Genomic DNA, 21,774 nt, shown 5'->3' on the forward strand with positions numbered 1-21,774 from the left:
CATGGCGTACAGATGATCGCGTGTCCGTCGCGTGTTCCCGAAGGCCCTCGGCACCCCGCCGAGGGCCTTTTGCTATGGTGACGGCATGGGTATGACGAACACGATGCGTGGGGAATGCAAGACGCCGGGCGGCAAACTCGTCGCCGTGACCGTGGATCCGGGTGATGCGCCGACGGGAGCGCCGGCCTTCGCCACGGCGGACGGCGCGCCGGCGCCACGCGTGCGCGTCGACGGCGATTTCTTCGTCGACGCCGATTCCGACGAGCACGCCGACGCCCTCCTGCGCGACATCGAGCACGCCATCGCGTCGGTCATCGCCGAATCTCCCACGACCGATGCCGAGACGATCGCGGCCGCGGTGCGCGAGGCGATCACCCGTCATCCGCGCGCCCGTCTCGTCGGCACCGACGCCGCCGCCGTCGCCGTCGCCGCCGCCCGCGCCCTCACCCCGCCCCCGTCATCCGGCACCGATACCGCCGCCTCCCTCACCCTGCCCCCGCTGGCGGGGGCTCCCGCGCAGCGGGTGGGGGTGGTCATGACCCCCGACACCGACTTCGCCTCCCGCTGGGCCGCCCTCTGGCCGCGGCTCGCCATCATCCACGACGAGCCCCGCACACCCGCCGAACAGATGGCGGTCGACGAGCGATGGGCGCGCGAGGTCGCGGCTGGCGCGCGCCGGCCGACCCTGCGCATCTGGGAGTGGAGCGCACCGTGCGTGGTCGTCGGCCGGTTCCAATCGATCCCCGACGAGGTCCACGAGGACGTCGCGCGCGCCGAGGGCATCACCGTCGTGCGCCGGTGCACGGGCGGCGGCGCGATGTTCATCGAACCCGGCAACACGATCACCTACTCCTTATATACTCCGCTCGATTTCGTCGCCGGCATCGACGTCGCATCGTCGTACCGTCTGTGCGACCGGTGGCTCGTCGAGGCGTTGCGCGGGCTGGGACTTGACGTGCGGTTCGCCGGTCTCAACGACATCGCGTCGCAATACGGCAAGATCGGCGGCGCGGCGCAACGCCGCTTCCCCGCGCCGCACGCAGCGGCGCACGGGGGAGCGGCCGCGCCGGTGGCGACGGACGCGCCCGGCGCGGTCCTGCACCACGTGACGATGGCGTACGACATCGACGCGGCGAAGATGACGCGTGTGCTCAACGTGAGCGGCGAGAAGACGAGCGACAAGGCGGTCAGGTCGGCGGTGAAGCGCGTCGACCCGCTCCGCAGCCAGACCGGCATGACGCGCGCCGAGGTCGTCGCGCACCTGCTCGCGTACTGCCGCGCGCAGGCGTCCCGCGCGTGACGGCGGCGCCGCACGCGGGACGCGCACGCGCGACCGCCGCACGCGCATGTGAACGCTTACGGTACGTTCACGGCGGCTCCGGCGGGCGTGCGGTACAATGTTGCGGACGATAGTCGAGGATGTCCGCGGACCGACGGTGGAATACGGCGACGTGACGATGGGATGGTGATGTGAGTTGGCGGAAAAGCCGAACGCGATGCCCGAAGAGGAGAACGTGCTCCTGCACACCGCGCTGTTCAAGCAGGTGTCGCCGGAGCAGGCGGAGGAGCTGATCCCCCATCTCAACCAGGCCGTGTACGACAAGGGCGAGGCCATCTTCGAGCAGGGCGGCACCGATCACCGCATGTACCTGCTGGAGCACGGGCGCGTCAAGCTCGTGCGCGAATCGAACGACCATCGCATCCAGCTGCTGTCCATCCACGCGCCGGGCGAAGTGCTCGGCGAGATTCCCGTCTTCGACCCGACCGGCGGCCCGCGCACCGCGTCCGCGCTCGCGATGAGCCGCGGCACGCGCGTCGTCTGGCTCGAACATGACGCGCTGTTCCACTGGCTCGACCAGCATCCGCGCGTCGCCATCGACATGCTGCAGGTGATGGCCGGGCGCATGCGCTCCAACAACGAGCACATCTCCGACCTCGTGTTCATGGACGTGCCCGCCCGCCTTGCCAAGACGCTCATCAACCTTGCGTCCCGCTTCGGCGAGCCGGTCGAGGAGGGGCTCAAGGTGCCGCACGATCTGACGCAGGAGGAGATGGCGCAGCTCGTCGGCTCCAGCCGCGAGACCGTGAACAAGGCGCTGATGGACTTCGCGAACCGCGGGTGGATCGCGCGCGAGGGCCGGTCGATCATCATCTACCAGCCGGGCATGCTCATCCGCAGGTCGCGCCGCTGAGGTATTCGGCCGGCGACCACCCCCAGTCGGCTTCGCCGACAGCCCCCGCCGGCGGGGGCAGGACGTGGGGCACCTCGGTCTCCGGCTGACAGCCCCCGCCGGCGGGGGCGGCGATACGGGGCGTTCACCGTGTTTGCGGGAGACGTTCAGGGAGTGCGGTTCTTGTGAACGATTGCACACAGTCCGGCACGGAAACGGCTCCGGTAGACCCACCCACTTAGAATGGGGCGCATGCCGAAAAAGAAGTCCCTTACCGTTCGACGTGTGCTCACTTTGCTGTTGGCCTATATCATGCTGTGCGTCGGCGGTGGCGTGGTGGTGGCCACGCTGGTTTCCCCCGCCGTGTTCGCCGCGAACTCGGTGGCCAAGGCCGTGGTGCCGTCGCTGAAGGTCGAGGGCGTCGATTTCGACGTGACCTCGCTGCCGCAGAAGTCCGTCATGTACGCCTCCGACGGCACGACGAAGATCGCCGAGTTCTACGCCGACAACCGTACCGTCGTGCCGCTCAAGAACATCTCGAAGGTCATGCAGCAGGCCGTGGTCGCGCGTGAGGACCGTCGATTCTTCAAGCATCACGGCGTCGACGTGCAGGGCGTCATGCGCGCCTTCTTCCAGACGTTCGTGAAGAAGGGCGATACGCAGGGCGGTTCGACCCTCACCCAGCAGTACGTGAAGAACGTCCTCGCCATGCAGGCCCGCGAGGACGACGACCCGATCGCCGAATACCACGCCTCCGAGCAGACCGTCGCGCGCAAGGTGCGCGAGATGCTCATCGCCGTGCAGATGGAGAAGCAGTACTCGAAGCTCGAGATCCTGCAGGGCTATCTCAACATCGCCCAGTTCGGCAACCACAACCTCTACGGCGTGGAGAGCGCCGCGAAGCGCTACTTCAACGTGTCCGCCAAGGACCTGAACGTCGTGCAGGCCGCGACCATCGCCGCCATCACGAAGAACCCCGCCAAGTACGATCCGACCAGCGACGAGAACATCGAGGAGTCCCAGAAGCAGCGCAACATCGTGCTCGACCTGATGCTGCAGGAGGGCTACATCACCCAGAAGCAGCATGACGAGGCCGCCAAGACGCCGCTCAAGGACACGCTCAACGTGCAGTCCATCGAATCCGGATGCCAGGTGGCCGGCGACGCCGCGTTCTTCTGCGACTACGTGACCCGCCAGATCCTCAAGAACCAGGAGTTCGGCAAGACCGAGGAGGAGCGCAACAAGCTGCTCAAGGAGGGCGGCCTGTCGATCGTCACCACGATGGACGTGAACGCGAACAACATCGCCATGCAGACGGCGCGCGACACCATCCCGCCGAACGATCCGACCGGCTTCGAGATCGCGATCGCCTCGATCCGGCCCGGCACCGGCGAAGTGCTCGGCTTCGGCATCAACCGCACCTACGACGCCACCGATCTGGCGAAGACCGATTCGACCCGAACGGCCGTCAACTACGCGGTCGACGAGCAGGACGGCGGCGGCTGGGGCTTCCAGCCCGGCTCCACATGGAAGCCGATCAACCTGATCGCGTGGATGCAGAAGGGCAAGTCCATCAACCAGTACCTGCGCACCTCCACCGCGTACAACACGGCCAGCTTCAGCTGCAACGGCTACGCGTTCGCCGGCACGTGGAACGTCCAGAACTCCGGCGGCGGCACCTCGAACGAAAGCCCGCTGCAGGGCCTCGTGCTCTCGCACAACACCACCCAGGCCTCGATGACCCAGCAGATCGGCCTGTGCGCGATCGCGGACGCCGCCAAGCAGGTCGGCTACCACAATTCGATCCAGGGCCATGAGGACGTCTACGACTCCAACTCGTTCCAGCCGCCGATGGTGATCGGCACCGTGCAGGCCTCGCCGCTCACCATGGCGAACGTGTACGCGACCATCGCCGCCAAGGGCGTGGAATGCACCCCGATCGCCATCACCAAGATGACCGACCGTTCCGGCAAGAACTACAAGGTGCCGTCCGCGAACTGCCATCAGGCCATCGACCCGGAGATCGCGGAGACCACCGCCTACGCCATCAACCAGGGCGTCGTCCGCTCCGGCGGCAACGCCGTGGACGCGCAGCTGAGCGGCGGCCGCAAGACCTTCGCGAAGACCGGCACCAACGAGGACACGTACATGCTCACCGGCGGCTTCATCCCGCAGGTGGCGACGTTCGTGGCCGTCGGCAACGCGGAATCGCCGCAGTCGTTCAACTACAAGACGATCAACGGCGTGTACCGTCCGACCTGGTACGGCATGTACATCGCCGAGCCGGCGTGGAAGCAGTTCATGCAGACCTACGTCGACACGGCCGGCATCCCGATCGACAACAGCTACGGCAACCCGAGCGCGAAGTACACGGGCGGAAGCACCACCACGTACAGCGGCACGGGTTCGGGCACGACCGGCACGACCACTCAGCAGGGCACGGGAACCACCGGCACGACGACGCAGCAGGGCACGACCGGCGCGACGACGGGAGGCGCCACGACCCAGCAGGGCACGACCGGCCAGTGAGCCGGTAGCCCGGCGGCCCGGCGGCCCCGGCCGTCTCCCGAAGGCCGGACGCCCGACGATCGAACGCCCACCGCATTCCACATGCGGTGGGCGTTCGGCGTACTTGCGGCTTCGACGTTAGAATGGCTAGGGACAGTCATCGCCAATCATCGAAGGGGGACAACATCATGGCGGAAGACACCACGGCATACGGCGGCGCGATCGGGGCGACGGCGAACGTCGAAGGGCCGAGCGGATTCGACTTCCGCGGGCTCGACGTGACGAACACCGTCGAGGCCGCGGACTCGGGCAAGGCGGCCGGCAAGGCGGCGAAGCCCGGCAAGGGCGGCAAGGGCAAGGCCGCGAAATCGTCGAAGTCCGCGTCGAAGTCCGCGGCGAAGGCTGGCAAGTCCGGCAAGCCGTCCAAGGGAGCGACGGGGGAGAACCCCGCCAAGGACGCCGGTCCGCTGCTGTTCCGCCCGATCACCCTGCGCGGTCTGACCATCCGCAACCGCATCTGGCTGCCGCCGATGGACACGTATTCGGCGTTCGCGCAGGACGGCCGCCCGACGCCGTTCCACTACCAGCACTACGTGTCGCGCGCGATGGGCGGCTTCGGCCTGATCATCGCCGAAGCGACCGCCGTCGCGCCGGAGGGGCGCATCTCACCGAACGACGTGGGCCTGTGGGCCGACTGGCAGATCGACTCGTGGAAGTGGATCGTCGAAGGCATCAAGGCGACCGGCGCCGCCGCGGCCATCCAGCTCAACCATGCGGGCCGCAAGGGCTCGACCGGATCGTTCACCGTCGGCTACGAGCGTGAGACCGTACCCGGGGAGGCCAGCGGCTGGCCGGTCGTCGCGCCGAGCGCCATCCCGTTCGGCGGCTACGCGACGCCGCGCGCGCTCTCCATCGACGAGATCCACGGACTGGTCGACGCGTTCGCCGCAGCCGCGGGGCGCGCCGTCGCCGCCGGATTCCAGGCGATCGAGATCCACGCCGCGCACGGCTACCTCATCTCCCAGTTCCTCGACCCGCTGAGCAACGAACGCGACGACGAATACGGCGGCGGCTTCGAAGGCCGCACGCGCTTCCTGCTGGAGGTCGCCGACGCGATCCGCGGCGTCATCCCGGACGACATGCCGCTGCTCGTGCGCGTCTCCGCCACCGATTGGGCGGCGGGCGGCTGGGACCTCGACCAGACGGTCGCGCTCGCGCAGCTGCTCAAGGCGCACGGCGTCGACCTGGTCGACGTGTCCACCGGCGGCATCGTCTCCGGCGTGACGGTCCCGGTCAAACCCGAGTATCAGGTGCCGTTCTCCGCGCAGGTGCGCAAGCGCGCCGAGGTGCCGGTCACCGCGGTCGGCCTCATCACCAAGCCGAAGCAGGCGGAGAAGGTGCTCGCCAAGGGCAAGGCCGACGCGGTCGAGATCGGCCGCGCCGCGCTGCGCGACCCGTACTGGCCGCTGCGCGCCGCTGACAAGCTCGGCGTGCCCGTCACCGAAGCCCCCTACCAGCCCCAGTACGTGCGCGGCGCCTACTGATTGTCCCCGTCGGCCCCCTCTGACGAGGGGGCTGAGCCGTGAAGAAAACGCCGGAGGCGTTTTTAGGCGAAGGCGAACGTTAGTGAGCAAATATGAGGTCGGCTGAAGGTCGTTCTTAATTGCGGGACCGTCGGTGGAACCGACTGGGGGAGAGACAGGCCGGGTAATCCGCTTGGCCGCATGACAGTTCGCGCAAACAGTGCCACAATGGGAACCATGAGTTACGTTTCGGATAGCTTCTGGCATGATGCGGTCAACAAGGCGACCTGCGACCTGTTCACCTTCGGCTACAAGCACGTCATCAAACCCAATTTCGTGTTCAACGTGCCCCCGGACGAGGCGCACGACCGCATGATCGCGTTCTGCCGCGTGGTCAAGCACATTCCGCCGCTGCTGTGGGCGGAACGCACGATGCTCGACTACACCGATCCGATCCTCGAGACCACGGTGATGGGCGTCGACTTCGCGAACCCGTTCGGCCTGTCCGCCGGACTCGACAAGAACTGCGACATGCCGGTCCTGCTCGACAACGCCGGCTTCGGCTTCGAGACGGTCGGCTCCACCACGTCCCGCCCGTGCCCCGGCAACGCGAAGCCGTGGTTCCACCGTCTGCCCGAATACGATTCGATGATGGTGCACGTGGGACTCGCGAACATCGGCTCCGACAAGGTCATCGACCGCGCGGAGAAGGCGTGGACGCACGCGCACGACATGCAGATGTCCGTCTCGATCGCCCGCACCAACGACGACAAGTGCGGCGACCTCGACGAGGGCATCGAGGACTACTGCATCTCGATGCGCCGCGCCGCCGGCCGCACCGCGATGGTCGAGGTGAACGTGTCCTGCCCGAACACGCACGTGGGCGAACCGTTCACCGCCTCGCCCGAGGCGCTCGACAAGCTGTTCACCGCGCTCGACAAGGTCGACCGCCCGCAGCCGACGCTCGTCAAGATGCCGCTCAACAAGCCGTGGGGCGAATTCCGCGAACTGCTTGACGTGCTCGCCGAACACAACGTGCAGGGCGTTTCGCTTGCCAACCTCAACAAGGACCGCACCGGCCTCGCCATCCCGCACGAGTGGGAGGGCGGCCTGTCCGGCGGTCCGTGCACGGCGCCCAGCGAGGCGCTGGTCGCGAAGGTGCGCCGCGAATACGGCGACCGGTTCGCGATTGCCGGCATCGGCGGCGTGTTCACGCCCGAACAGGCGTATGCGAGGATCCGCGCCGGCGCCGATCTGGTGATGTTCATCTCGTCGCTCATGTACCGCGGCCCCCAGCAGATCACGGTGCTGAAGCGCGGTCTCGCCGAACTGCTGCGCCGCGACGGATTCTCGTCCGTCTCCGAAGCCGTCGGCGTCGACGCCGAGTGAGCCGGATGCCGTGGATGCCGTGGACGGTGTTGAATGGCGTGAACGGTGTTGAGCGGCGTAAACGGTGTTGAACGACGTGGATGCCGTGAACGGCGGTCGGATAGCACGGTGATTATCGGTCGGCGCGACTTTTCCCGGGAATGATGCCTATCGTCCGGGTTATGTCGCGCTGGGCCGGGGTCAGTGCGACTTTTCCCGGATATGGGTGGCTTCGTCCGGGAATAGTTGCGCTGGGCACGTCTCAGCGCGACCATTCCCGGACGAGTGGGCTGATATCCGGGATTTGTTGCTCCGTTGCATTGGGGTGCGTTGTGTTGAGGCTGTTGTATTGGGGTGCGTTGTGTTGAGGCTGTTGTATTGGGGTGCGTTGTGTTGAGGCTGTTGTATTGGGGTGCGTTGTGTTGAGGCTGTTGTATTGGGGTGCGTTGCGTTGAGGCCGTTGTATTGGAGCCGTTGTATTGGGGCCGTTGCCGTTCGCCTGACCGGTATCGCCTCGTTGAACCAGTTGCATTGGGGGTAATGGGCATTGCATTGGGGCGCCGTTGCGTAATGGGCATTGCATTAGAGGCGTTGCATGGTTGCGCCCGCTCCTTTATGGCCGGATGGCCGGTGTGACGGCCACTGGTTGGACGGGCGGTTCGCGGGATTCGTCGCATGAGGTCGGAGGGAATCGCCTATGTTGTTTTTTGTTCGCTAACGTTTGCAAAACTACAAAAATATGACGAGAAACGCACAACTCGGTTTGAACTATGGGTGATTGTGTGCGATAATGTTCACATGATATCGTCACAACGTCAACACCTGATACTGAGCAGGCTTCGCACCCGAGGTGCCGTGCGCATCACGGCCCTCAGCAAGGAACTCGGCGTTTCCGCGATGACCATCCGCCGCGATATCGCCGAACTCGCCGACAAAGGGCTCCTCAAGCGGGTCCATGGCGGCGCCGTCACCACCTCCACGCTGCTGAGCGAGCCGCTGTTCTCTGTAAAGTCGCAGATGGACATCGGACTCAAGGATGCGATCGCGCAGGAGGCCGTCAAATACGTGGCCCCCGGCGACGTGATCGCCATCGGCGGCGGCACCACAGCCTACGTCTTCGCCCAGCATCTGCTGGAAAGCCAGCAGGCCGCGGGCATCACCATCCTCACCAACTCGATCCCCGTCGCCGAACTCGTGCAGGCGCTCGAATCGAAGGACGTGGAGGTGATCGTCACCGGAGGCGTCATCACCCGGTCGAACTCGCTCGTCGGTCCGATCGCCGACAAGGTCGTCGCCTCGTTGCGCGTCAACACCGTCTTCCTCGGCACGCACTCCGTGTCGATCCCCCGCGGCTTCCTCATGCCTAACTCGCTGGAGGCCGCCACCGATATGGCGATGATGGACATCGCCGATCGCACCATCATCTTGACCGATCACACCAAGTGGAGCTGCACATCGCTGTCGCTGTTCGCGCGGTTCGACCAGGTGGACACGGTCATCACCGACGACGGTCTCGACCCCGATACCGCCGCCAAAACGAAGGAACTGGTCAAGGAGCTCGTGCTGGCCGAACAGACCGAGCCCGTACAGGAAAGTGAGCAGGAATAACCATGACCGAATTCGCAGCCTACGAGCCGGGTGCGTACGCGAAGGAGCACATCCGCATCACGCCGACGACGCTCGCCGACGGACGTGACTTCTTCTACCTCGACGACGATCCGGAATACGTCTCCGGCGCGAAGACCCGCGAGCTCAAGGACCCGCGCCATCTCGCCTACCGTTTCGCCAATCAGCTGAACGCCGCCGGCGAGGAGGTGCCGTACGCGGCCCCCGAGATGCGCCGCGACCCGCTGACCGGCGACTGGATCCCGATGGCGACCGCGCGCATGAACCGCCCGATCACCGCCGGCCCCGGCGCCACCGCCAAGGGCAACCCGCTGGCCGCCCGCAAGCCCGGCGACCCGTACCAGGACGGCGAGGTGCCGGACACCGACTACAACGTCGTCGTGTTCGAGAACCGCTTCCCGTCGATGGTGCGCGTGCCCGGCCGCTCCGAAGACATCACCTACGTGGACGGCAACCCGCTGTGGGAGAAGAAGATGGCCGCCGGCCGCTGCGAGGTCATCTGCTTCGACCCGAACGAGCACGGCCTGCCCGCCGACCTGCCGGTGAGCCGCCTGCGCACCGTCGTCGAGGCGTGGGCGTTCCGCACCGCCGAGATCTCGAAGATGGACGGCATCGAGCAGATCTTCCCGTTCGAGAACCACGGCGCCGAGATCGGCGTCTCCCTCGCCCACCCGCACGGCCAGGTCTACTGCTACCCGTTCATCGCCCCGAAGATGGAGCAGGAGCTCAAGCACACCGAGGCCTACCACGAGAAGACCGGCGGCAACCTGCTCAAGGACCTGATGAACGCCGAGCTCGAAGCCGAGGAGCGCGTCATCATGCGCAACCACAGCTGGGTCGCCTACGTGCCGGCCGCCGCCCGCTGGCCCCTCGAAGTGCATGTGGCGCCGGTGCGCGACGTGCTCACCCTCGACCAGCTCGACGACCAGGAGCGCTGGGACCTCGCCTCCATGTACTCGCACCTGCTCAAGCGCGGCAACGCGTTCTTCGACAAGGGCGACGGCAAGGGCATGGACCTGCCGTACATCGCCGCCTGGCACCAGGCCCCGATCCACGATTCGCGCCGCGAGAACTACCGTCTCAACCTGCAGTTCTTCTCGTTCCGCCGCGCCGCCAACAAGATCAAGTACCTCGCCGGCTCCGAATCCGGCATGGCCGCCTGGATCTCCGACACGACCCCGGAGCTCATCGCGAAGCGCTTCCACGAGCTCGGCGACGTCGACATCGCCGACTGACGCGGCAAAACCCAACAAGGATGTTCCACAAACCAAGGAAGGAAAACACCAATGGCTGCTGTTGAATTCATCAAGCCGATCTCCCACGAGGACGGCGTCTCCGAGGCGACGAAGCTGTTCGTCGACACGTACGGCTCCGCGCCGGAAGGCGTGTGGGCCGCCCCGGGCCGCGTCAACCTGATCGGCGAGCACACCGACTACAACGCGGGCCTGTGCCTGCCGATCGCGCTGCCGCAGCGCACGTTCATCGCGCTCAAGCCGCGCGAGGACACCAAGGTGCGCGTCGTCTCGTCCATCTCCCCGGACAAGGTCGCCGAGGCGGATCTCGACGGGCTCAAGGCCCGCGGCGTGGACGGTTGGGCCGCCTACCCGGTGGGTGTCGCGTGGGCGCTGCGCGAGGCCGGATTCAAGGTGAAGGGCTTCGACGCCGCGTTCGTCTCCTGCGTGCCGCTCGGCAGCGGCCTGAGCTCCTCCGCCGCGATGACCTGCTCGACCGCGCTCGCCCTCGACGACGTGTACGGTCTCGGCTACGGCGACTCCGACGCGGGCCGTGTCACCCTCATCAACGCCGCCATCAAGTCCGAGAACGAGATGGCCGGCGCCTCCACCGGCGGCCTCGACCAGAACGCGTCGATGCGCTGCACGCCCGGCCACGCGCTGCTCCTCGACTGCCGTCCGGAGCTCACCCCGCTGGAGAACGTCTCCCAGCAGGAGTTCGACCTCGACAAGTACGGCCTCGAGCTGCTCGTCGTCGACACCCAGGCCCCGCACCAGCTCAACGACGGCCAGTACGCCCAGCGCCGCGCCACCTGCGAGGAGGCCGCGAAGGTCCTCGGCGTCGCCAACCTGCGCGTCGCCGCCGACGGCATCGCCAAGGCCGACGACCAGTTCCAGGCCTTGAAGGAGACGCTCGACGCGCTGCCCGACGAGACGATGAAGAAGCGCGTGCGCCACGTCGTCACCGAGATCGAACGCGTGCGCTCCTTCGTGCGCGCCTTCGCCCAGGGTGACATCGAATCCGCCGGACGTCTGTTCAACGCGTCCCACGATTCGCTCGCCGCGGATTACGAGGTCACCGTGCCGGAGCTCGACATCGCCGTGGACGTGGCCCGCCACAACGGCGCCTACGGCGCCCGCATGACCGGCGGCGGCTTCGGCGGCTCCATCATCGCGCTCGTCGACAAGGGCCGCTCCCAGGAGGTCGCCCAGAAGATCGCCGACGAGTTTGACAAGCAGGGCTTCCACGCCCCGCGCGCGCTTGCCGCCTACGCCGCGGCGAGCGCCTCCCGCGAAGCGTGACCTATGATTTCGCCCCCGCCCCGCGCGGTTCGGTCGCGTACCGTTCCGTGATGGGTAGGGTGGTATGATTTCGCCCCCGCCGGCGGGGGCTGTCATGCGCAGCATGACTGGGGGTGGTCGCCCGTATCACGGAACCTGACCACCCCCAGTCGGCTAACGCCGACAGCCCCCGCCAGCGGGGGCGACTTCATGCCGCGAATCCACTGTCCGTGTTCGTTTTCCGACAGCCCCCGCCAGTGGGGGCGTTTCAGTCGTCTATCATCCGCGCGGGGTGCGGATCATCGCCTCTTGGGCGATGGCGGCGACCAGTTCGCCGTCCTGCGAATACACCTTCGCCGTGCCGAGTCCGCGGCCGTGCGCGGCGGTCGGCGTGTCCTGCACGTACAGATGCCACTGGCAGACGTCCACGTCGCGGTACCACCACATCGAATGGTCGATCGACGCATAGGCGATGCCCGGCGTGGAGATCGACAGTCCGGCGCGACGCAGCACCGGCTCCATCATCACCTGGTCGCAGCCGAGCGCCAGCATCGCACGGTGCATGAGCTGCGGCGCCTCGACCTCGCCGTCGGCCTTCATCCACACCATCTGCCTGCCGGAGTCGGCTTCCGCGGACTCCTTGTCCGGGCCGAGCATGATCGTCGGCGTGATATGGCGGATGTCGAACGGCGACTGCTGCGCGTAGTAGTTCGCGAACGGCGACTTGTCCGCGTACGGCGCCATCAGCTGCTTCGCGCTGGTGAGCGACTCCGGGTCGGGCAGGTCCTCCGGCATCGGATCGGCGAACTCCACGCCCTCCTGTCCGGTCACCTGGAACGAGGCGATCGCGGTGAGGATCGGCCCTTCCGCCTGCGTGACGTTCACGCGCCGCGCCGAGAACGAACGGCCGTCGCGCAGCTTCTCCACGTCGAACAGCAGATCCTGGCGGATGTCGCCGGGCGCGATGAAATAGCCGTGGATCGAATGGGGCAGACGGTTCGGCGAGACCGTCTTCGCGGCGGCCATCAGCGACTGCGCAATGACCTGGCCGCCGTACACGCGGCCGGTGGGGAAGTAGAGGCTTTCGCCGTTCACATACGTGTGGTTGCGGTAGTCGGAGGGCTTGCCCAGTTTGAGCACCTTCACCAGATGTTCCAGCGGTGTGATGGTCTCGTCGGTCATGCTCGTCTCCTCTGTTACGTGATGTTCGATGTTCGATTATGCGCGGGTGCCGCCGCGCCACGGCCGATATTCTCTCACCGGCATTGCTGCGCCGGTACCATCGGCCGCACGGCGTGGCGTGCGATTAATCCGATGCCTCGACTGTAACGGCCGGGCGTTAAGTCGTTTCAGGGTGATTGTAACGAGCATGTGAGCCGTGTGAACGGCGGGTTATGCCGATATACGGCAAGGCCCCCTCGTCAGAGGGGGCCAAGTCATCAGGGGCCGACATATGCGTGCTCCCGCTGGCGGGAGCTGTCCCGCGCAGCGGGACTGAGGGTGGTCTCCTGCGTATGGACACGGACACGACCACCCCCACCCGGCTTCGCCGGGAGCCCCCGCCGGCGGGGGCGGGAATCAGACCCTGGTCAGCTTGCGGTGCAGGCGGTGCGGGCGGGCGGCGTCCTCGCCGAGGCGGGCGACGCGGTTCTCCTGGTAGGCCTGGAAGTTGCCCTCGAACCAGTACCACTTGGCCGGGTTCTCGTCATCGCCCTCCCACGCGAGGATGTGCGTGGCGACGCGGTCGAGGAACCAACGGTCGTGGGAGATCACGACGGCGCAGCCCGGGAAGCCGAGCAGCGCGTTCTCGAGCGATTCCAGCGTCTCGACGTCGAGGTCGTTCGTGGGCTCGTCGAGCAGCAGCAGGTTGCCGCCCTGCTTCAGGGTCAGCGCCAGGTTGAGTCGGTTGCGCTCGCCGCCGGAGAGCACGCCCGTCAGCTTCTGCTGGTCGGAGCCCTTGAAGCCGAAGCTCGCCACGTAGGCGCGGGTCGGCACCTCGACGCCGGCCACCTCGATGAAGTCGAGACCGCCGGAGACCGCCTCCCACAGGTTCTTGTTCGGGTCGAGGCCGGCGCGGTTCTGGTCGACGTAGCTGATCTTCACCGTGTCGCCGATCTTCAGCTCGCCGGAGGTGAGCGGTTCGAGACCGACGATCGTCTTGAACAGCGTGGACTTGCCGACGCCGTTCGGGCCGATCACGCCGACGATGCCGTTGCGCGGCAGCGTGAAGGACAGGTCGTCGATGAGCACGCGGTCGCCGAACGCCTTGTGGATGTGCTTCGCCTCGAGCACCGTGGAGCCCAGACGCGGGCCGGCCGGGATCTGGATCTCGGAGAAGTCGAGCTTCTTGTTGTTGCGCGCCTCCTGCTCCATCTGGTCGTAGCGCTCCAGACGGGCCTTGTTCTTGGCCTGGCGGGCCTTCGGCGAGGAACGCACCCAGTCGAGCTCGTTCTTCAGGCGCTTGGCGAGCTTCGCGTCCTTCGCGCCCTGGATCTCCATACGCTTCGCCTTGGTCTCCAGGTACGTGGAGTAGTTGCCCTTGTACGGGTACAGGTGGCCGCGGTCCACCTCGCAGATCCACTCGGCCACGTTGTCCATGAAGTAACGGTCGTGGGTGACGGCGATGACGGCGCCCTTGTACTGGTGCAGGAACTGCTCCAGCCACAGGATCGACTCGGCGTCGAGGTGGTTGGTGGGCTCGTCGAGCAGCAGCAGGTCGGGGGCTTCGAGCAGGAGCTTGCACAGGGCCACGCGGCGGCGCTCGCCGCCGGAGCACACGTTCACCGGGGTGTCCGGGTCCGGGCACTGCAGGGCGTCCATCGCCTGGTCGAGCTGCGAGTCGAGATCCCAGCCGTTCGCCGCGTCGATCTCGGTCTGGAGCTTGCCCATCTCCTCCATGAGGGCGTCGAAGTCGGCGTCCGGGTTCGCCATCTCCTCGCCGATCTGGTTGAAGCGGTCGACCTTCTGCGCGATGTCGCCGAACGCCATCTTGATGTTCTCGCCCACGGTCTTCGTGTCGTCCAGCGGCGGCTCCTGCTGCAGGATGCCGACCGTGAAGCCCGGGGTGAGCGTGGCCTCGCCGTTGGACACGGTTTCGAGGCCGGCCATGATCTTGAGCAGCGTGGACTTGCCCATGCCGTTCGGGCCGACCACGCCGATCTTCGCGCCCGGCAGGAAGCTCAGGGTCACGTCGTCGAGGATGACGCGGTCGCCGAACGCCTTGCGCGCCTTGATCATCTGATACACGAATTCTGCCATTGGTTGCAGCTTCTCCTTAAATACGGTCGAATTCCAGCCGTTTCCCTGGCTTGTGCATGTCGTCCGCCCCGTGCGGCGTCGAGGTCATATCCGTCCGCATAGCGGTCGTATCCATGCCAAACCACCGCCCACCATGCTATCGGAAGGGCTGGAATGCCGGCGTTTGCCGTGCCCGCCACGCGCTACAGTGGTGAGGGTCGAAACGCGGACATCCACTCGTGGGACGTCCGGGATGAGTGAGAAGCGAGAAACGAAGGAGTGGCGCACATGCCGCAGAACCCGCAGAGCCTGCCCGATTTCACCGAAGACGCCGGACTGAAGGACATCAAGGTCGTCGCCAGCGACATGGACTGCACGCTGCTCGCCGACAACGGCACGATGCCGCCGCGCATGGCCGAGCGCATCCTCGCGCTGGATGCCGCCGGACTCACGTTCTGCGCGGCGAGCGGACGCCCGAACTACACGCTGGCCGAGATGTTCCCCGATCTCGCCGGTCACATGGCGCTGATGTCCGACAACGGCGCGGCGATCTACTGCCGCGGCGAACTCGTCTACGAGAGCCTCATCCCCGTCGAGGAGTACCGCCGTCTGATCGACTTCACGCTCGCCGACGGCCGCGGATGCCCCACCGTCTGCGGCCTCGAGGCGTGCTTCATCCGCTCGTGCGACAGGAAGTACGACGACTACTTCCGCACGTTCTACAAGAAGATCGTCTACATGGACGACATCACGACGCTCGACCGCGACGTGAACAAGTACACGGTGTTCTTCCCCGGCAACGACTCCGAGGAGGTATACCGCGAGACCTACCGCGACGCCTGGTCCGACCGCTACACGGTGACGAACGCCGGCAAGATGTGGATCGACATGATGAATCCCGGCGTCGACAAGGGCACCGGCCTCGCCCGCCTGTGCGAGCACCTTGGGGTGGATGTCAAGGACGCCTGCGCGCTCGGCGACACGTACAACGACATCCAGATGCTCGAAGCCGCCGGCCACGGCTACGTGGTGGCGAACGCCGAGGAGCATATGCGCGCCCACGCCGGCTGGATCGCCCCGAGCAACAACGACCGCGGCGTCGCCACCGTGCTCGACGCCGTGCTCGCCGCCGCGCGGTGAGTGGCGCGTCCGGTACGGCCCGGCATGATCCGGCGTGGTGAGTTTCGCGTAACATTCGCCCGTACGATGACATTGTTCGATATGCAACAATCATGGTCTTGACGGACGAAAGGACGGCACGCATGCGCGGACATGACGGACACGACACCCAGAACGCACGGGCGGCACGCGCGGGGGAGTCGGTGGAATCCGCCAAACGGCCCGTCGCGCCGAAACTCGTCGTCACCGTCGTCGCGCTCGCCATCCTCACGTTCCTCGGCATCCTGTCGGAAACGTCGCTCAACATCGCCTACTCGACGCTGATGGCCGAATTCGCGATCGACGCGTCCACCGTGCAATGGCTCACCACCGGCTACCTGCTGCTGCTGTCGGTCGCGATCCCGAGCTCGCCGTTCATGGTGCGACGGTTCGCCACGAAACGGCTGTTCATCGCCGCCGTCGCGATCTTCACACTCGGCACGCTGATCGGCGCGCTCGCCGCGAGCTTCCCGATGCTGCTCGCCGCGCGTCTCGTCATGGCGCTCGGCACCGGCATCTCGCTGCCGCTCATCACCACCATCATCCTGGAGCGTGCGCCGCTCGAACAGCGCGGCGCGATGCTCGGCATCGTGAGCCTCGTCACCTGCGCCGCGCCCGCCATCGGCCCGGTGTTCGGCGGCATCGTGATGGAATGGCTCGACTGGCATTGGATCTTCTACGCGATGCTGCCGTTCCTCGCGGTCTCCTTCGCGCTCGGCGTCGCCACCGTGCCGGAGATCCGGCATCCGGGCGACGCGGAGCAGGCGCGCATCAGCGTGCCGTCGCTGCTGCTGGTCGCGCTCGGACTCGCGGGCCTGATCGTCGCGGTCAGCTTCTTCGCCGCGTGGAACGGCGACTGGCGGTTCTGGGCGACGCTCGCCGCGGCCGTCGCCGTGCTCGCCGCGTTCGCCGCCATGCAGCTGACGATGGACCATCCGCTGGTCGAGGTGCGCGTGTTCGGCTATTCCGGGTTCACGCTCGGCATGCTCATCCTGCTCATGGCCTCGGGCGGCGTGCTCGGCCTCAACTTCATGCTGCCGATCCTGCTGCAACGTGGCTTCGGATTCGGCTCGCTCGTCGCCGCGCTGATCCTCCTGCCCGGCGCGGTGGTCGGCGCGATCGCCGCACCGATGATCGGCGGCGCGCTGAAGGGTCATTTCCCGCCGAAGTTCATCCTGTTCGGCTTCCTCGGCGTCACCGTGATGGACGCGGCGATCATCGTCGCCTACCGCAACGTTGCCGCGGTGGCCGTCGCCTACGCGCTGTTCATGGCGTGCTCCGGATTCGTGCTCGTGCCCGACCAGACGCATGCGCTGAACCAGCTGCCCGCGCGGCTCAACGCGGACGGTTCCGCCGTGATGAACACGGTCCAGCAGCTCGCCGGCGCGATCGGCACCGCCGTCGCGAGCGCGCTGATCACCGAGTTCTCGGCCGCCGCCGCACGCTCCGGCGCCTCGACCGCCGAATCGTATCTGCTCGGTTTCGCGTCGAGCATGTGGCCGCTCGCCGGCATGGCCGTGTGCGGCGCCGTGCTCGCCGCGCTCATGTTCCGCTTCTCCACGCGCCGCCCGCCGGAGCTGGTTGAGGCGTGAGTTTCGCGCGTCGCGCGTGTGTGGTGTGCGAGGCGCGTTCACCGATTGTTCATGTCGCGTGACGTCGGGCCGGTGGGTCCGATGCGATGATGAAGGCATGGACGAAGGATTCGACGGCGATGACGCGCGGAATCGTGACGGTGTGGCAGGCCGTGCGGCGACGCCCGCCGGCGATGCGGTGACGTCCGCCGACCGCGCGGCGTTGCGGCGCATCCGCGTCAGGGCGTCGATCTGGCTGGCGGCGTTCCTCGCGCTGCTGGCGTGCGCGGTCGCGGCGGGCGCGGACCGCGCAGGCGCGACCCCGCTCGGCCGCGTCTATCCGTGGCTCGCCATCGTCGCGTTCGTCGTCGGCGTGGGCGCGTTGACGTACCTCATCGGATGGCGGCGTGCGGCCGCCCTGATCCGTGACGCGGAGGACGGCGACCGCGTGGCCGCCGCGTACCTGCGTCGCGGCCCGCAGCTGGGAACGGTCGACTGGTGGTGGACGCAGCCGCCGGTGCGCCCGTCGTCGGAGCGCCGCCGCGTGCTCGCGCTCGGCGCGATCCAGCTCGTCGCGGCCGCGCTGCTTCTGGGAATCGACGTGGCGTTGGCCGTGTCCGGCGTGTTCGCGGACGCCGGCATGAGCGGCTTCCCGCTCGCCATCGCGCTGTCGTGCGTGCCGCTGATCGCCGTCGGCGCGTGGTGCGTGGCGTTCCGGTTCCATCCGACCGAGCGTCGCGTCCGCACGTTGCGGCGCATGCAATGGGCGCTGTTCGCGTACGGATTGGTCGGATTGGCGGTCGTGGGGTTGCTCTCGCGCGGCGTCGCGGCCTGTGCGGCGTATACGACGGTGGTCGTGTTCGCGGGGAGCGTGTCGCGCGCGGTGACGCCGATCGCGCGGATGGCGCTGCCGGACCATGTGGTCGTCGCCGATACGCGCGCCGCCATCGACGAGGACATCGCGCGCCGCGTCCGCGCCGAAGCGCAGGTTCCCTCCGTATGGTCCGGGCGAAGCGCGAACGCCGCCTGATGCTGCGGTATGCGCTGGTGGTCGTCGGATTCCTGGTGATATTGGGTGTTGCCGTAGCGGTGAAGATGCTGCTGGGGTAGGGGATTGCCTTGGGCATCCGGGACTGTTCGGAATCGCTTGCGATTGCTTGGGATTACTGGGTTTTTCGGGGTCGGGCCCGGGGCTTCGTCACGAGGGGCGAAAGCGCGACACGCCGAGGGTTGCGTGAGTCGCGGATATCGGTAATATATCTACTCGTGCTTGCACAGCGCAAGTGCGAAACGGCCGCGTAGCTCAGTTGGTTAGAGCGCCGCCCTGTCACGGCGGAGGTCGCCGGTTCAAGTCCGGTCGTGGTCGCCAAAGAAAGCCCCGTCATTGCGACGGGGCTTTCGTGTTTTCGCGCGTCCAAACTCCCATAACTCCCATGGTGCGGTAAATCCGCCATGGTGCGGTGGCGGAAAATGGCTATTTTCCGCCGATATGGAGATTGTGTGTTACCGCACCATGGGGAATCCGGGGCTTATCGCAGGGCGAGGTTGGCGGCGCCGATGAGGCCGGCGTCCTGGCCGGCGGTGGCGGCGACGATCTTCGCGTGGCTGCGGTAGGCGCTGCCTTCGAGGAATCGGGCGTAGTTGTAGCGGGCCGGCTCGAGCAGGATGTCGCCGACGGCCACGACGCCGCCGCCGATCACGAACAGGTCCGGATCGAGCACGGCCGCGGTGGCGGCCATCGTGCGTCCCAGCCATTCGCCGATCTTGCCGAACGCGTACAGGCCGAGCTCGTCGCCCTCCTGCGCGGCCTGGGAGACCATCGGCCCCTCCAGCTTGTTCACGTCGCCGCCGCACAGCTCCAGCAGACGCTTCGCGTCCTGCGGGCGGCGGCGCACGGCGGACTTGGCGAAGTTCTCGAGCGAGGTGCCGGACGTGTAGCGCTCGGCGCAGCCGCGCAGGCCGCAGCCGCAGTGGTCGCCGTCCGGGACCATCGGCAGGTGGCCGAGTTCGGCGGCCATGCCGAACGAGCCGCGGTACAGTTCGCCGTTGATGACGATCGCGCCGCCGAGGCCGGTGCCGACGGTGAGCGCCACCATGTTGCGGCTGCCCTGGCCGGCGCCGTGCACGAATTCGCCCCAGCCGGCGCAGTTCGCGTCGTTCTCGACGACGACCGGCACGGCGTGGTCGATGAGCGCGCCCACGTGCTCGGACAGGTTGTAGTCGATCCACGCGGGGATGTTCGCGGCGAAGGTCAGGGTCTTGCGGTCCGCGGCGACGTTGCCGGCCGCGGAGATGCCGATCGCCTGGATGTCGGTGTGGCCGGCGGCGACGGCCTCGCGGTAGATCTCGGCGATGTGCTGGTTGATGGCGTCGGCGTCCATCGGCGTGGGCACGCGCCAACGCTGGATGATGCTATCGTTTTCATCGCACACGGCGCCCGCGATCTTCGTTCCTCCGATATCGATGGCCAGCGTGGTCATGGTGTTCTCCTTCGATCGATTCCTAACGCTGTAGACATTGAAAAGCATAACGTTTGCATCTGACGTAGCGGCATTGCGAAACGCACGTTCTGTCCGTATATTGGCACGTTCTGTTGCAATGTGATGACTGGGAGCGTTCACAGCAAACGAACTCGCACAGGAACAATCAGCAAACGATTGCATACGTGGTTCGGCCACTCTCGTCAGGGAGGCAAGGGGGAGCCGGGGGCGGAGAAGGAGGGCTCTTTGCGGGATTTGCATCGGGGATTGCAGAGCGGGTTGCATCAGGGCGCGGTCGTCCGGAATCCCGTGGGAGGCGTTGCGGCCGTTGGGATGAGGGCGGCCGTGCGACTCAATTCGGATGGAACGCGCGGCATGCCGGGTGAAACGAATGGCAACTTATTCCGCGAATCATCCGCGGCCCCATACTCTGAAGACACAACGACGACGAAGGTCCCGGACGAAGCGGTCGGGGCCCGGCAACGACGACGACCATAACCATAACGACGACCAATCAGGAAACGAGGTGTGCGATGGAGACCGGCAATGATTTCCGCGTTCCCGGCATACGACCAGGCGGCGTGCTCCTCGCCGGCGAGGCGATGGGCCTGTTCACTGCGGGGCAGGAAGGCCCGTGCAGCAGCGTCGGCATGTTCCAGGCCTCCGTGGCCGGCGCCGAACTCAACGTGGCCATCGGCCTCAAACGGCTCGGCCAGAACCCGCGCTACCTGACCCGCGTGGGCGACGACCCGCTCGGCGTCCGCATCCGCCTGCTCATGGAGGCCGAGAAGCTCGACACCTCCCTGCTGACCGTCGACGCCGATCACCACACCGGATTCATGATGAAGACCCGCGAGCACGTGGGCGACCCGAAGACCTACTACTACCGCAAAGGCTCCGCCGCCTCCACGCTCAGCGGCGACGACGTCAACAGAGTCGACCCCGCCGGCCTGTCCCTGGTCCACCTGACCGGCATCCTGCCGCCGCTCTCCCCGTCGACGATGGACGCCGCCGAGGCGCTCGTCGTCTACGCCAGGCGGCACAACCTGTTCCTCTCCTTCGACCCGAACCTGCGCCCCGCGCTGTGGATGAGCGAGACCGTGATGAAGTCCACGCTGCGCCGGCTCGCCGCGCAGTCCGACCTCGTCCTGCCCGGCATCGGCGAAGGCCGCGAACTGTTCGGCGTCGACGACGTCGAATCGATCGGCAAGGCGTTCATCGACAACGGCGCGCGCTGCGTCGTCGTCAAGGACGGTCCGCGTGGCGCCTACGCGACCGACGGCAAGGACGGCGTCTACGTGCCCGGCTTCGTCGTCGACCACGTGGTCGACACGGTCGGCGCCGGCGACGGCTTCGCCGCCGGACTCCTCTCCGCGCTGCTCGAAGGCCACACCATCGCCACCGCGATGGAGCGCGCCTGCGCGGTCGGCGCGATGCAGACGCAGGTCGTCTCCGACAACGAGGGACTGCCTACCATCACCGCACTCGACGAATTCATGATGCTGCACGACCGCGCGCCGCTGCGCGAGACCGTCCTCGTGTGACGCGTCCGCGCCTCACCCGCGCATCATCCACCCATATGATCCGCAATCGCAACCCGCAACCACAACACGACCAAC

15 protein-coding genes and 1 tRNA gene are annotated in these 21,774 nt (G+C 67.0%); 13 read left to right on the top strand and 3 right to left on the bottom strand.

From position 1 onward, the window contains the following. Positions 1-85: 85 nt before the first annotated feature. The 8 genes from Uis4E_RS00830 (at position 86) to galK (ending at position 11,730) form a co-directional block, all read left to right on the top strand. The gene (locus Uis4E_RS00830) at positions 86-1,300 is read left to right on the top strand and encodes a lipoate--protein ligase family protein (protein WP_243394261.1); all 1,215 of its coding nucleotides are present in this window, start codon (positions 86-88) and stop codon (positions 1,298-1,300) included. A gap of 196 nt (positions 1,301-1,496) precedes the next feature. Further along, on the top strand, positions 1,497-2,192 hold the full coding sequence (locus tag Uis4E_RS00835; protein ID WP_101621429.1) for a Crp/Fnr family transcriptional regulator: 696 nt from the start codon (positions 1,497-1,499) through the stop codon (positions 2,190-2,192). 222 nt (positions 2,193-2,414) lie between these two features. Next, entirely contained in the window at positions 2,415-4,700 is a 2,286-nt protein-coding gene (locus tag Uis4E_RS00840) for a transglycosylase domain-containing protein (protein ID WP_101621354.1), read from the top strand. Positions 4,701-4,867: 167 nt separating this feature from the next. Then, the gene (locus Uis4E_RS00845; RefSeq protein ID WP_101621355.1) at positions 4,868-6,223 is read left to right on the top strand and encodes an NADH:flavin oxidoreductase/NADH oxidase; all 1,356 of its coding nucleotides are present in this window, start codon (positions 4,868-4,870) and stop codon (positions 6,221-6,223) included. Between the two features lie 216 nt (positions 6,224-6,439). Further along, positions 6,440-7,591 carry a quinone-dependent dihydroorotate dehydrogenase gene (locus tag Uis4E_RS00850; RefSeq protein ID WP_101621356.1) on the top strand — a complete coding sequence of 384 codons (1,152 nt, stop codon included), beginning with the start codon at positions 6,440-6,442 and terminating at the stop codon, positions 7,589-7,591. 777 nt (positions 7,592-8,368) lie between these two features. Then, positions 8,369-9,178, top strand: a complete 810-nt coding sequence (locus Uis4E_RS00855) for a DeoR/GlpR family DNA-binding transcription regulator (RefSeq protein ID WP_034526657.1) — start codon at positions 8,369-8,371, stop codon at positions 9,176-9,178. A gap of 2 nt (positions 9,179-9,180) precedes the next feature. Beyond that, a complete protein-coding gene (galT, locus tag Uis4E_RS00860) occupies positions 9,181-10,431 on the top strand; it encodes a galactose-1-phosphate uridylyltransferase (RefSeq protein ID WP_101621357.1) in 1,251 nt (416 codons plus the stop codon). 51 nt (positions 10,432-10,482) lie between these two features. Then, on the top strand, positions 10,483-11,730 hold the full coding sequence (gene galK, locus Uis4E_RS00865) for a galactokinase (RefSeq protein ID WP_101621358.1): 1,248 nt from the start codon (positions 10,483-10,485) through the stop codon (positions 11,728-11,730). Positions 11,731-11,988: 258 nt separating this feature from the next. Here galK and Uis4E_RS00870 read toward each other — a convergent pair whose 3' ends face one another. Then, complete coding sequence (locus tag Uis4E_RS00870; protein ID WP_101621359.1) at positions 11,989-12,891, bottom strand: acyl-CoA thioesterase; 903 nt, start codon at positions 12,889-12,891, stop codon at positions 11,989-11,991. Between the two features lie 396 nt (positions 12,892-13,287). Next, positions 13,288-14,967 (bottom strand): energy-dependent translational throttle protein EttA, encoded by a 1,680-nt coding sequence (ettA, locus tag Uis4E_RS00875; RefSeq protein WP_101621360.1) that lies wholly within the window; start codon positions 14,965-14,967, stop codon positions 13,288-13,290. A gap of 267 nt (positions 14,968-15,234) precedes the next feature. Here ettA and Uis4E_RS00880 point away from each other — a divergent pair, with 267 nt between their 5' ends. The 4 genes from Uis4E_RS00880 (at position 15,235) to Uis4E_RS00895 (ending at position 19,044) form a co-directional block, all read left to right on the top strand. Further along, complete coding sequence (locus Uis4E_RS00880; protein ID WP_101621361.1) at positions 15,235-16,086, top strand: HAD family hydrolase; 852 nt, start codon at positions 15,235-15,237, stop codon at positions 16,084-16,086. Positions 16,087-16,208: 122 nt separating this feature from the next. After that, the gene (locus Uis4E_RS00885; RefSeq protein WP_101621362.1) at positions 16,209-17,696 is read left to right on the top strand and encodes a DHA2 family efflux MFS transporter permease subunit; all 1,488 of its coding nucleotides are present in this window, start codon (positions 16,209-16,211) and stop codon (positions 17,694-17,696) included. 97 nt (positions 17,697-17,793) lie between these two features. Beyond that, entirely contained in the window at positions 17,794-18,705 is a 912-nt protein-coding gene (locus tag Uis4E_RS00890; RefSeq protein ID WP_101621363.1) for a hypothetical protein, read from the top strand. 262 nt (positions 18,706-18,967) lie between these two features. Continuing rightward, positions 18,968-19,044, top strand: a tRNA-Asp gene (locus Uis4E_RS00895). A 160-nt stretch (positions 19,045-19,204) separates the two neighbouring features. On the opposite strand, the gene Uis4E_RS00900 is transcribed toward Uis4E_RS00895, so the two are convergent. Further along, positions 19,205-20,155: an ROK family glucokinase gene (locus tag Uis4E_RS00900; protein WP_101621364.1), complete on the bottom strand. Its 951-nt coding sequence runs from the start codon at positions 20,153-20,155 to the stop codon at positions 19,205-19,207. A gap of 533 nt (positions 20,156-20,688) precedes the next feature. On the opposite strand from Uis4E_RS00900, the gene Uis4E_RS00905 reads away from it, so the two are divergent. Then, complete coding sequence (locus Uis4E_RS00905) at positions 20,689-21,699, top strand: sugar kinase (RefSeq protein WP_101621365.1); 1,011 nt, start codon at positions 20,689-20,691, stop codon at positions 21,697-21,699. The last annotated feature ends 75 nt before the right edge of the window (positions 21,700-21,774 follow it).

Source organism: Bifidobacterium parmae, assembly GCF_002860365.1.
GTDB lineage: Bacteria > Actinomycetota > Actinomycetes > Actinomycetales > Bifidobacteriaceae > Bifidobacterium > Bifidobacterium parmae.